We start from the raw sequence: 12,121 nt of genomic DNA, 5'->3' as shown, positions 1-12,121 counted from the left end.
CTCAAGCGCCCTGCCATTGACGGCGCAGCTGTTCGCGCACGTGGCGCGAGGCACTGCGGTTTTCGCCGGCCAGCCGCGACGACAGATCGCTCGAGCTGCCGATGTCGCGCACCGCCTCAGCCAGGCAGGCACGTACCTGGGCGATGTCGGAGCTGCTCGGCGTCTCGGCATTGTCCACCTTAAGGCGGCGCCACAGCAGGCCCAGCGAGGCGTAGCTGGCCAGGTCGTAGGCCATCGGCGGCACCTCGGCGGCCAAGGCCTCCAGCTGCTCGACGCTGCGCAAGGTGATGCGCGCCGCTGCCGCCTTGCCCATGGCGTGCACCATGACCCCGGCATCGTCCAGGGCGATCAGACGCTGGGCCTGGTAGCCGTGGGCCAGGAAGGCACCAGACATGGCCTTGCCGACCAGCAGGCCGATCACCGGGTGCCCGGCCAGCCGCGCCTGGGCATAGGCCTGCACCGCAGCGGCCAGCGCCTGATGAATGCCCAACGCCTCCTCGCGGCGGCCATAGGCCTGGCTGGGTACGTCGATCACCGCGACGATCGCCCGCTTCTGCCCCTGGCGGTCAGCCTCGACCGCTTCGCTCACGGCCTTGGCCAGGCCCCAGCCCTCCAGCAGGCCGACTTCGCCCGAGCGCGCACGGGGGAACGGGTTGCCAGCATCCGGGACCACGGCGATGAAGCGCGCCAGGCGGTTGTCCAGTTCGCCATCGATTACCCGCAACGACGCGGGATAACCCGGCAAGGCTTGCCCGCCGGCCAGGCCCGGCAGCCAGTTCAAGGCACGGTTCATTTGGCTTCTCCTTGGTAAAGGTCGCGCACGGCAGCGGCATCCAGTTGCGGGCAACCATCGCCCAGCCGGGCCAGGCGTTCGAGGAACCAGGCGTGTTGACTGGCACGGTCCCTTGAAGGTTCGTCGAGCAGTTGCAGCAAGCGTTCGCGCAAAGCCTGGATGTCGTCAGCCACATAGGCATCGACCAGCCCGCTGGCGTGCCGCTGCTCGCCACCGGTCAGGCTCCAGATAAAGGGGCGGTCCTTGGCATCGTATTCACCAATGCCCGCTTCCTGTTCGATCACCTGCGGGCCATTAAGGCCCAGGCGCGCTTCGCGGGTGACCAGCAAGTGGCTGCACAGGCCGGCGGCGATGGACATGCCGCCGAAACAACCGACCGAACCTGCAACCAGGCCGACCACCGGCTGCCAGGCCCGCAGTTCGACAATCGCCGCCTGGATTTCGGCAATCGCCGCCAGGCCCAGGTTGGCCTCCTGCAGGCGTACACCACCGGTTTCCAGCAGTAATACGGCGCAGGTGGGGATGCCGTTGCGGTTGTCTTCAATGGCCAGCTCCAGCGCGCCGGCGATCTTGGCACCGCCCACCTCGCCCATGCTGCCCCCCTGGAAGCCGCCCTCGATGGCAGCAACCACAGCGTTGCGCCCATTCAGCAGGCCCTTGGCGATGACCACGCCATCATCGGCCTGGGGCACGATGCCCTGGCGCGGCAGCCACGGCGACATCAGCCGGTCGAACGGGCCAAGCAGTTCACGGAAGCTACCCGGGTCGAGCACGGCGCGGGCGCGCTGACGGGCGCCCAGTTCGACAAAGCTGCGGCTACGCAGCAAGCGTTCGGTGTCAGTCATGAGCAATCTCCTCGAAGCCTTGCTCCAGGCGCAGACGCACCACGCCTGGGGTGGCGCCGAAATCATGGATGTCGATGTTCACCGCCGGCCAGGTGCGGCCCTCGAACAGGCGCTGGAACAGCTGCGCCCAGCGTGCAGCGCTGCCGTTGACCGAGGTCACTACCTGTATTTGCAGGTTGCCGGCGCTGCCGGGTTCGATCAGCACTTCAAGGTCGCCGGAGCTGACACAACCCACCAGCGTGCGGCCGCGCCCCGGTTCGGCGGCGGGGAAATTAAAGGTCAGGGTTTCCATGTCACAGGCTCCCGGCTTTGTCGAGGAACAGGCAGGCGGCCAGCAGATCGGCGGCGCCGCCCGGTGAGGCATTCAGGTGCAGCAGGTGCTGGTCCAGCCGACGCAGTTGCCGGCGCCCGGCCAGTGTGGCGCTGCCGCCTTCGGTGAGCACGGCACGCGCGCCTTGCTGGACGGCAGCCAACCCGGTCGGGCCGCTGCGCCAGAGCACGCAGGTGTCGCTGAGCACGGCCATGATCGCCAGCAGCGCGTCGAGCCGGGCGTTCAGCTCGCTGGCACCGGCGGCGCGGCTGCGCTGCAGTTGCGGCAGGCCGTGACCGATGACGGCGGGGAAGCCTTGTTGCGCCTGCTCGCGGGCGCCGCCAGTGCCATAGCGGCGGCGTACCTGCAGGCCATGGCTGTCTTGGCTGGTCATGGCGGGGTCGTCGAACAGTGCGATGCGACCGGCACGGGCAGCCAGGGTGTTGGTATCGGCCTGGGTGTCGAGGGCCTTGGATGCTACCAGCAGGCCGAGGGCCCAGATTGCGCCGCGATGGGTGTTGACCCCGCCGGTGGCGGACAGCATCGCCGCCTCGCCTTCGCGGCCGAGCTGGCCCAGGGTGGCGCGCAGGGGCTGGCCGATGGTGCCGATGGCCTTGGCGGCTTCGGCCATGTTGCGCAGGCATGGCCACAGGGCCAGGGCCGAGGCGTGCATCAGGGCCAGGGTCATGTCGCGGTGGGCGCCGTTGCCACGGCGGTCGACCAGGCCGGGCTTTGGGGACAGGTCGGCTTCGTCGATCAGGGCTTCCACGGCCAGGTCGGCCAGGTGGTCGGCCAGGGGTAATTCGGTTGCCTGTGCAGGCCTCTTCGCGGGTAAACCCGCTCCCACAAGGATCGTGCGATGTTCAAATGCGTCACTATTCCTGTGCTTGCGAAGAAGCCCATGCGGTTGCAAGTCGAGTGCTTTCATCACCAGCTCCTGAACCGTGCAGGCGGGTTGTAGAGGCCGCCGGACCATTCGACCAGGTCAGCGATGCTGCGCGCAGCCAGCAGTTCGCGGCTGGCATCGGTGCGGCGGATGCCGAGGTCTTCGGGCAAGGCGACCAGGCCTTGCTGACGCAGGCGCAAGGTGTCCTTGGGGTCGTGCCGCAGGCCGATGGCGGTAACCCCGGCCACGGCGGCGATCATCTGCTGGCGCTCTGCAAGGTTGCGGGCCTTGTACAGGTAGGCAACGCCCTCCTCGGTCAGCAGGTGGGTGACGTCGTCGCCATAGATCATCACTGGGGCCAGCGGCATGCCGGCTTTCTTTGCCACGTCCACGGCATCGAGCGTTTCCACGAAGGTGGGCTTGCCGCCTTCCTGGTAGGTCTCGACCATCTGTACCACCAGCTTGCGACCGCGTTCGAGCATTGTTTCCGGCACGGTCATGTCGAGCCAGGCCGGGGTCGCGTGGCGTCGGCCACGCGGGTCGTGGCCCATGTTCGGTGCTCCGCCGAAGCCGGCCAGACGGCCGCGGGTCACGGTCGAGGAATGGCCATCGCCATCTACCTGCAGGGTGGCGCCAATGAACAGGTCGACGGCGTACTGCCCGGCCAGCTGGCACATCATGCGGTTGGAACGCAGCGAGCCATCACGGCCAGTGAAGAACACGTCCGGGCGCTGGGCGATGTAGTCCTCCATGCCCAGTTCGGTGCCGAAGCAGTGCACGCTTTCCACCCAGCCGGTCTCGATGGCCGGGATCAGGGTCGGGTGTGGGTTGAGTGTCCAGTTGCGGCAGATCTTGCCCTTCAGGCCCAGGGACTCGCCATAGGTAGGCAGGATCAGCTCGATGGCAGCGGTGTTGAAGCCAATACCATGATTCAGCGACTGCACCTGGTGCTTTTCGTAGATCCCGCGAATGGCCATCATCGCCATCAGCACGTGCACCGGCTTGATATGACGCGGGTCGCGGGTGAACAGCGGCTCTATATAGAAAGGCTGGTCGGCAACCACCACGAAATCGACCCAGGACGCCGGGATATCGACCCTGGGCAGGTCATCCACGCGGTCCACCAACTGGTTGACCTGAGCGATGACGATACCGTCGCTGAACGCGGCCGGCTCCACCAGTGCCGGGGTGTCTTCGGTGCTGGGGCCGGTGAACAGGTTGCCATCGCGGTCGGCCATGAAGCCAGCCACCAGAGTGACGTTGGGGATCAGGTCGACCAGCAGCCGCGAGTACAGCTCGATATAGGTGTGGATGGCACCGACCTCGAGCAGGCCGTCTTCCAGCAGTTGGCCAATGCGCAGGCTTTGCGGGCCGGCGAAGGAGAAGTCGAGCTTGCGGGCAATGCCACGTTCGAACAGGTCCAGGTGCTCGGCGCGGCTGACGCTGGGCATGATCATGTGCAGGTCGTGCAGGCGCCCCGGGTCGACCCTGGCCAGCGCGCGCGAGAGGAAATCTGCCTGCTTCTGGTTGTTGCCTTCGAGCACTACCCGGTCGCCAGGAGCGAGCAGCAGTTCCAGGGCTTCGACGATACGCTCGGTGGGCAGCACCACGCCGTCGGCGAGGTGGCGGACCCGGTCAAGGCGACGCAGCTTTTCGGCGCGCCGCCGGGACCATTGCGGCGGTGGATTCTTGGTTGTTGTCATGGTGACTCCACGGGTTCGCTGTCGTGGGGTCACCTTAGGGCTGGGGGGTTGGGCTATCAATCAAGCTCAGTCGCGGATCGTTACGACCAGGTTAACGATCTAGCTGATGTACAAGGGCGATAGGGCCAGCCCTGCCAACCTGAAACCTTGCTAGAGTGGCGATATCGCCGCCCAAGGCAAAAATGCAGAATCCCCCTGCAGATTTGTCGATTGTGCAAGGCAAATTCGCATGACAGGATCCTGCGATCCTCCAGCGAACTCCAGACTTCACTTGGAAAATCAATAACAAAGCAGGGAGAACGCAATGACTGCGCACGCTCATACCTCGGCAACCGACCATGTGCTGGCCGAGGTCCGCAACCAGATTGGCCACCTGACCCTGAACCGTCCCGCCGGCCTCAATGCCCTGACCCTGGATATGGTCCGCAGCCTGCGCCAGCACCTCGACCTGTGGGCCGAAGACCCGCAAGTGCGCGCCGTGGTACTGCGTGGCGAGGGCCCCAAGGGCTTCTGCGCCGGTGGCGATATCCGCTCGCTGCACGACAGCTTCAAGGCCGGCGATACGCTGCATGAAACCTTCTTCGTCGAGGAATACGCCCTCGACCTGGCCATCCACCGCTACCACAAGCCCGTGCTGGTGCTGATGGACGGTTTCACCCTCGGTGGCGGCATGGGCCTGGCCCAGGGCTGCGACTTGCGCGTGGTCACCGAACGCAGTCGTCTGGGCATGCCCGAAGTAGGAATCGGCTACTTCCCGGATGTGGGCGGCAGCTACTTCCTGTCGCGCGTCCCCGGCGAGCTGGGCATCTATCTGGGCGTCAGCGGCACCCAGATCCAGGCTGCCGATGCGCTGTACTGTGGCCTGGCCGACTGGTACCTGGCCAGCGACCAGCTGGCAGCCCTCGACCAGGGGCTGGACAAGCTGCGCTTTGGCGACCACCCACTCAAGGACCTGCAGAGCCTGCTGGCCAGGCTCGGCACCCAGGTGCTCGACGATGCGCCGCTGGAAAAACTGCGCCCGGTCATCGACCACTTCTTCGCCCTGCCCGACGTGCCTGCCATCGTCGAGCAACTGCGTGCAGTGAGCATTGGCGACAGCCACGCCTGGGCCGTGGCCACCGCCGATCAGCTGGAAAGCCGCTCGCCATTGGCCATGGCGGTTACTCTGGAGATGCTGCGCCGTGGTCGCCAGCTGGGCCTTGACGAGTGCTTTGCCATGGAACTGCACCTGGACCGCCAGTGGTTCCAGCACGGCGACATCATCGAAGGCGTACGCGCGCTGATCATCGACAAGGACAAGCAGCCACGCTGGAACCCGCCGACCCTGGCCGCACTGCAACGCCAGCGGGTCGACCAATTCTTCGAAGGCCTGTGAGCCCGGGAGTACACAGATGCAAGACCTGGAACTGAACGAAGAACAGATCATGATCCGCGACATGGCCCGGGACTTTGCCCGTGGCGAGATCGCCCCGCATGCCCAGGCCTGGGAAAAGGCCGGCTGGATCGACGATGGCGTGGTGCGCAAGATGGGCGAACTGGGCCTGCTGGGCATGGTAGTGCCGGAAGACTTCGGCGGCAGCTACACCGACTACGTCGCCTACGCCCTGGCGGTAGAAGAGATCGCCGCCGGCTGCGGCGCCACCGGGGCGATGATGAGCATCCACAACTCGGTGGGCTGTGGCCCGCTGCTGGCCTACGGCACGGCCGAACAGCAACAGCAGTGGCTGCCACGCCTGGCCACCGGCGAGGTGATCGGCTGCTTCTGCCTGACCGAGCCACAGGCCGGTTCCGAGGCACACAACCTGCGCACCCGCGCCGAACTGGTGGATGGCCAGTGGGTGATCAACGGCGCCAAGCAGTTCGTCAGCAACGCGCGCCGCGCCGGATTGGCGATCGTCTTCGCAGTGACCGACCCGGAGCTGGGCAAAAAGGGCCTGTCGGCGTTCCTGGTACCCACCGACAACCCGGGCTTCAAGGTTGATCGCAGCGAACACAAGATGGGCATCCGCGCCTCCGACACTTGCGCGGTCACCTTCGACAACTGCCGCATCCCCGCCGCCAACATCCTCGGTGAGCGTGGCAAAGGCCTGGCCATCGCCCTGTCCAACCTCGAAGGCGGCCGTATCGGCATTGCGGCCCAGGCGCTGGGCATTGCTCGCGCCGCGTTCGAGGCGGCGTTGGCCTACTCGCGCGATCGGGTGCAGTTCGGCAAGCCGATCAACGAGCACCAGAGCATCGCCAACCTGCTGGCCGACATGCAGGTGCAGGTGAATGCCGCGCGGTTGCTGATCCTGCATGCCGCGCGCCTGCGCAGCGCCGGCAAGCCGTGCCTGTCGGAGGCCTCGCAGGCCAAGCTGTTCGCCTCGGAAATGGCCGAGCGGGTGTGCTCGATGGCGATCCAGGTGCATGGCGGCTATGGCTACCTGGAGGATTACCCGGTGGAGCGCTATTACCGCGATGCGCGGATCACGCAGATCTATGAAGGGTCTAGCGAGATCCAGCGGATGCTGATTGCGCGGGAGTTGAAGCACTATCCGCTTTAAAGCCTTGCGCAATCCCTGCAGGAGCGGCCTTGTGTCGTGAAAGGGCTGCGCAGCAGCCCCAGGATTCTAGCGCAGATGCAAAAATTGCTGGGGCCGCGTTGCGGCCCTTTCGCGACACAAGGCCGCTCCTACAAGGGCCAGCGTTAACCGCCCCACACTCGGCTATCGCCAATAGCGCGAATCATCCACCACCTTGGCATGCCCCTCGAACAGCGCCGGCAGTTGTTCCTTGAGGTAGTCGATCCAGGTGCGCACCTTGGCATCCAGGTAATGCCGTGACGGGTAGATCGCATACAGCGCGCTTTCACGCAGGCGATACGGTGCCAGCAACCGGCACAACCGCCCCTGCTCGATCGCCTGGCTGGCGGTGTAGAACGGCAGCAGGCCAATGCCCATGCCCAGCTCGCTGGCCACCAGCATGGCGTCGGCGACGTTGGTGGAGAAACTGTCGTTCGGCGCGATCACACACTGGTCCACACCTTGCGGGAACACCCAGTCACCTTCGTACACCGGATAAGCCATGCGCAGGCAACGGTGCTGGTGCAGGTCCTCGGGGCGCTCGGGCACCCCATGGGCCACCAGGTAGCTCGGCGCCGCGCAGGGGATGCTGAATATGTTGCCCAGCGGCACGGCGATCAACTGCGAGTCCGGTAACGCCCCGTCAACGGTAATCACCACATCGTGCCCTTCGGCCAGCGGGTCGGGGTTGCGCTGGGACAGGGTCAGCTCGATCACCACTTCCGGGCACAATGCGTTGTAGCCGGCCACCAGCGGCATCAGCAACAGGCCCAGCCCGTGCGGGCAATGCAAACGCAGGCGGCCGCGGGGCGTGAGGTGCGCACCACGGGCTTCGCCCACCGCTTCTTCGGTCAGCAGCATGATCTGCCGCGAGCGCTCGAGAAACCGCTCGCCCGCCTCGCTCATGCGCAAACGCCGCGTGGTGCGGTGCAGCAGGCGGGTCTGCAGCTGGTTTTCCAGCTCGGCAACGATGCGCGAAACCTGCGCCGCAGAAATGTCCAGGGCATTGGCGGCCGCAGCAAAGCTGCCACATTCCACCACACGGGCGAAGGTACGCATGGCATGCAGCATGTCCATGAAGGTGTGCTCCTTGTTCGGTCTTATTCTTGCGTTACAGGCAGGAATCTATCACGGGTTAGACCATTTATTGTGGATGACCAATGAATGGATCATTAGCCATACATTGAAAAAAGGAGCCTGCCATGAAACGTTCGATCGCTGTCCTTGCCGTTGCCGCTACCCTCGCCTCGTTCGGTGCCTTGGCCGACGCCAGCAGCAATCAACCGGTCAGCAGCGGCAACTACGAATACGGCATGCCGCTGGACATTGCCAAAGTCATCTCCATCACCCCGGCCAGCAACGCTGCCGACTGCCAGGTTGGCACCGCGCACATGGTGTATGTCGACCACCAGGGCCAGAAGCGCGAAGTCGACTACCGGGAAATGGGCAACTGCTCGCAGCAGTGAGTCAGGCCAGCGCCTCGGTGATCCAGCCGACCTGTTGCCTGAAGTCATCGATTTTCGCCTGAGGCACCGCATCGCGGGCCCGCTCGAAGTTGGCCAGGGTCTGCTGCTTCTGCCGCAGCATGCGCCGCCACTTGACCAGAAACGCCTCGCTTTTCTCCTGCAACAACACCGGGCCGAAGTACAGCTGTTCAGCGGTATACACCGCCCCGCCCGGCTCGGCGACGATGATCTCGTAGTCGAAGCGGTTTTCCCGCAGCAGTTCTTCGCTGACGATCCGGTAACCATTGCCCATCAGCCACTGGCGCAGTTCGCGCTCAGCGCCATTGGGTTGCAGCACCAGGCGCGTGACACCCGCCAGGCGCTGTTTGCCGGCCTCGAGGATCTCGCACATGGTGTCGCCCCCCATGCCGCAGATGCTGATCACCGAGATGCGATCTTCCGGCTCGACCGCTGCCAGGCCGTCGGCCAGGCGCACGCCGATTCGGCCTTCCAGGCCATTCCTGCGCACGTTGCGCTGGGCCGAGGCGAACGGCGTCTGCGCCACCTCACCCGCGACCGCCGCTTCCAGCACCCCGCGCAGCATCAGGGCCACCGGCAGGTAGCCATGGTCCGAGCCGATGTCGGCCAGGCGCGCGCCTTGCGGTACTTGTGCCGCCACGCGCTCCAGGCGCCTGGACAATGTCTGTTCGTTCAACGTAAACCCCTGCTTTGCAATCGGCCGCGATTCTGACGGCGAACGCCGCGCATTTCAAACACCGGGGCGCCCTCGACCGGGCCGGCGCGCTCGCGTAGGCTTGCCGCTTTCCTTCCGTAGCAAGGCAAAACACACCATGGCACAAGCAGACATCATCTACACCCCGGACCCGGACGCCGAGTCGATTTCCTCCGACGTCGCCGAATACAACGGCGTGCTGGTCACCACGCAGATCCCGACCCACGCTGATGGCAGCCTGGAGCTGGGCGGCATCGTCGAGCAGAGCGAGTGCACCCTGCAGGCGCTGAAAGTGGCGCTGGAGAAGGCCGGCAGCGGCATGGACCGCGTGCTGCACCTGACCATCTACCTGACCGACATGGCTGACCGCGCTGCGTTCAACGAGGTGTACCAGCGCTTCTTCAGCAAGCCCTGGCCGGTACGCGCCGCCGTGGGTGTGGCTGCACTGGCATTCGAAGGCATGCGCGTGGAAGTCACGGCAATGGCCGCCAAGCGCTGATTCACCCTGTCAGGTCCAACCTGATGGGAGCGGCCTGTGGGAGCGGCCTTGTGTCGCGAAAGGGCCGCAAAGCGGCCCCAATGATCTTGCGGTGGATCCAAGCCCCTGGGGGCGCTACGCCCCCCTTTTCGCGACGCAAGGCCGCTCCCACCGTTGCCCGTGCCCCACAATATTCCTGCATCCTGCACCTCTCGGCACCCCGATGATGCCGCCAGCCCGTTTCGTCGCTACAATGCCCGCCTAAACCGTGACAGCCCGAACCTATAACGACATGTCCCTTCCAAAGAATCACCTGGAACTGCTCAGCCCTGCCCGTGACGTGACCATCGCCCGTGAAGCGATCCTGCACGGCGCAGACGCCATCTACATCGGTGGCCCGAGCTTCGGCGCGCGCCATAACGCCTGCAACGAAGTCAGCGATATCGCCGAGCTGGTCAAGTTCGCCCATCGCTACCATGCACGCGTGTTCACCACCATCAACACCATCCTCCACGACAACGAACTGGAGCCTGCGCGCAAGCTCATCCACCAGTTGTACGACGCCGGTGTCGATGCGCTGATCGTGCAGGACCTGGGGGTGATGGAACTGGACATCCCGCCGATCGAGCTGCACGCCAGCACCCAGACCGACATCCGCACACTGGCGCGAGCCAAGTTCCTCGACCAGGCCGGCTTCTCCCAGCTGGTACTGGCCCGTGAGCTGAACCTGCAGCAAATCCGCGCAATCGCCGCCGAAACCGACGCCGCCATCGAGTTCTTCATCCACGGTGCGCTGTGCGTGGCCTTCTCCGGCCAGTGCAACATCTCCCATGCGCAGACCGGCCGCAGCGCCAACCGTGGCGACTGCTCGCAAGCCTGCCGCCTGCCCTACACCCTGAAGGATGACCAAGGCCGCGTGGTCGCGTTCGAGAAGCACCTGCTGTCGATGAAGGACAACAACCAGACCGCCAACCTGGCTGACCTGGTCGATGCCGGCGTGCGCTCGTTCAAGATCGAAGGCCGCTACAAGGACGTGGGCTACGTGAAGAACATCACCGCCCATTACCGCAAGGAACTCGACGCCATCCTCGAAGGCCGCCCGGAGCTGGCCCGCGCCTCCAGCGGCCGCACCGAGCACTTTTTCGTGCCCGACCCGGACAAGACGTTCCACCGCGGCAGCACCGACTACTTCGTCACCGACCGCAAGGTCGACATCGGTGCCTTCGACTCGCCAACCTTCACCGGCCTGCCGGTGGGCGTGGTGGAAAAGGTCGGCAAGCGCGACATTCAAGTCGTCACCGAGGTGCCACTGACCAACGGCGACGGCCTCAATGTGCTGGTCAAGCGTGAAGTGGTGGGCTTCCGTGCCAACATCGCCGAACCGCGTGGCGAGTTCGAGGAAGACGGCGAGAAGCGCTACCGCTACCGCGTCGAGCCCAACGAAATGCCCGAAGGCTTGCACAAGCTGCGGCCCAACCACCCGTTGTCACGCAACCTCGACCACAACTGGCAGCAGGCCCTGCAACGCACCTCGGCCGAACGCCGCGTCGGCGTGCAATGGCACGCGGTACTGCGCGAGCAACGCCTGGGGCTGACTGTCACCAGCGAGGAAGGCGTGAGCGCGCAAGTGGCACTGGACGGCCCGTTCGGCCCGGCCAACAAGCCGCAGCAGGCGCTGGACCAGCTGCACGACCTGCTCGGCCAGCTGGGTACCACCATGTACCACGCCGACAGCATCGAGCTGGACGCTCCGCAGGCGTACTTCATCCCCAACTCGCAGCTCAAGGCCCTGCGCCGCGAAGCCATCGAGGCGCTGACTGAAGCACGGGTGCAGGCGCACCCGCGTGGCGGGCGCAAGGCCGAGACCACCCCACCGCCGGTATACCCCGAGTCGCACCTGTCGTTCCTGGCCAACGTCTACAACCAGAAGGCCCGCGACTTCTACCACCGCCACGGCGTGCAGCTGATCGACGCGGCCTACGAGGCCCATGAAGAGCACGGCGAAGTGCCGGTGATGATCACCAAGCATTGCCTGCGCTTTTCCTTCAACCTGTGCCCCAAGCAAGCCAAGGGCGTGACCGGCGTGCGCACCAAGGTGGCGCCGATGCAGCTGATCCAGGGTGATGAAGTGCTGACCCTGAAGTTCGACTGCAAACCGTGCGAAATGCATGTGATCGGCAAGATGAAAAGCCACATCATCGACCTGCCGACCCCGGGCAGCGCGGTGGCCCAGGTGGTGGGGCACATCAGCCCGGAAGACCTGCTGAAGACCATTCCCCGCGGGCCGCATTGATCGGTAGCCTGTAGGGGCCTCTTCGCGGGTATGCCCGCTCCCACAGGAACTGCGCGTACCTGTGGGAGCGGGTT

General features: G+C 65.3%; 12 protein-coding genes. 5 read left to right on the top strand and 7 right to left on the bottom strand.

The window, feature by feature from the left end; genetic code table 11:
- Nucleotide 1: 1 nt before the first annotated feature.
- From mdcE to mdcA, 5 genes are read right to left on the bottom strand one after another with little or no spacing between them, the layout of a single operon-like run.
- Nucleotides 2-793: a biotin-independent malonate decarboxylase subunit gamma gene (mdcE, locus tag M2S36_RS13430; protein ID WP_333957267.1), complete on the bottom strand. Its 792-nt coding sequence runs from the start codon at nucleotides 791-793 to the stop codon at nucleotides 2-4.
- Entirely contained in the window at nucleotides 790-1,638 is an 849-nt protein-coding gene (locus M2S36_RS13425; RefSeq protein WP_333957266.1) for a biotin-independent malonate decarboxylase subunit beta, read from the bottom strand. The genes mdcE and M2S36_RS13425 overlap by 4 nt, the downstream gene beginning before the upstream one ends.
- Entirely contained in the window at nucleotides 1,631-1,930 is a 300-nt protein-coding gene (locus M2S36_RS13420) for a malonate decarboxylase subunit delta (protein WP_207833328.1), read from the bottom strand. The genes M2S36_RS13425 and M2S36_RS13420 overlap by 8 nt, the downstream gene beginning before the upstream one ends.
- Nucleotide 1,931: 1 nt before the next feature.
- Nucleotides 1,932-2,876 carry a triphosphoribosyl-dephospho-CoA synthase gene (locus tag M2S36_RS13415; RefSeq protein WP_333957265.1) on the bottom strand — a complete coding sequence of 315 codons (945 nt, stop codon included), beginning with the start codon at nucleotides 2,874-2,876 and terminating at the stop codon, nucleotides 1,932-1,934.
- Complete coding sequence (gene mdcA / locus M2S36_RS13410; protein ID WP_207833326.1) at nucleotides 2,876-4,537, bottom strand: malonate decarboxylase subunit alpha; 1,662 nt, start codon at nucleotides 4,535-4,537, stop codon at nucleotides 2,876-2,878. The genes M2S36_RS13415 and mdcA overlap by 1 nt, the downstream gene beginning before the upstream one ends.
- Before the next feature lie 304 nt (nucleotides 4,538-4,841).
- Here mdcA and M2S36_RS13405 point away from each other — a divergent pair, with 304 nt between their 5' ends.
- Nucleotides 4,842-5,912 carry an enoyl-CoA hydratase/isomerase family protein gene (locus M2S36_RS13405; protein ID WP_207833325.1) on the top strand — a complete coding sequence of 357 codons (1,071 nt, stop codon included), beginning with the start codon at nucleotides 4,842-4,844 and terminating at the stop codon, nucleotides 5,910-5,912.
- Nucleotides 5,913-5,928: 16 nt separating this feature from the next.
- Nucleotides 5,929-7,080: an acyl-CoA dehydrogenase family protein gene (locus M2S36_RS13400; protein WP_207833323.1), complete on the top strand. Its 1,152-nt coding sequence runs from the start codon at nucleotides 5,929-5,931 to the stop codon at nucleotides 7,078-7,080.
- A 162-nt stretch (nucleotides 7,081-7,242) separates the two neighbouring features.
- Here M2S36_RS13400 and M2S36_RS13395 read toward each other — a convergent pair whose 3' ends face one another.
- Complete coding sequence (locus tag M2S36_RS13395; protein WP_207833321.1) at nucleotides 7,243-8,175, bottom strand: LysR family transcriptional regulator; 933 nt, start codon at nucleotides 8,173-8,175, stop codon at nucleotides 7,243-7,245.
- 125 nt (nucleotides 8,176-8,300) lie between these two features.
- On the opposite strand from M2S36_RS13395, the gene M2S36_RS13390 reads away from it, so the two are divergent.
- Entirely contained in the window at nucleotides 8,301-8,564 is a 264-nt protein-coding gene (locus tag M2S36_RS13390) for a DUF2790 domain-containing protein (RefSeq protein ID WP_233687646.1), read from the top strand.
- A 1-nt stretch (nucleotide 8,565) separates the two neighbouring features.
- On the opposite strand, the gene M2S36_RS13385 is transcribed toward M2S36_RS13390, so the two are convergent.
- Nucleotides 8,566-9,258 (bottom strand): tRNA (adenine(22)-N(1))-methyltransferase, encoded by a 693-nt coding sequence (locus M2S36_RS13385; RefSeq protein ID WP_207833317.1) that lies wholly within the window; start codon nucleotides 9,256-9,258, stop codon nucleotides 8,566-8,568.
- Between the two features lie 136 nt (nucleotides 9,259-9,394).
- Here M2S36_RS13385 and M2S36_RS13380 point away from each other — a divergent pair, with 136 nt between their 5' ends.
- Together M2S36_RS13380 and M2S36_RS13375 are read left to right on the top strand one after the other, a co-directional pair.
- Nucleotides 9,395-9,775 (top strand): RidA family protein, encoded by a 381-nt coding sequence (locus tag M2S36_RS13380; RefSeq protein WP_015270613.1) that lies wholly within the window; start codon nucleotides 9,395-9,397, stop codon nucleotides 9,773-9,775.
- Nucleotides 9,776-10,046: 271 nt separating this feature from the next.
- On the top strand, nucleotides 10,047-12,047 hold the full coding sequence (locus tag M2S36_RS13375; protein ID WP_333957264.1) for a peptidase U32 family protein: 2,001 nt from the start codon (nucleotides 10,047-10,049) through the stop codon (nucleotides 12,045-12,047).
- Nucleotides 12,048-12,121 lie beyond the last annotated feature (74 nt).

The sequence above is a fragment of the Pseudomonas sp. SF2 genome (assembly GCF_036858055.1).
Classification (GTDB): domain Bacteria; phylum Pseudomonadota; class Gammaproteobacteria; order Pseudomonadales; family Pseudomonadaceae; genus Aquipseudomonas.
The sequence above is the reverse complement of the archived record's forward strand: the minus strand, read 5'-3'. Positions and strand labels throughout refer to the sequence as shown.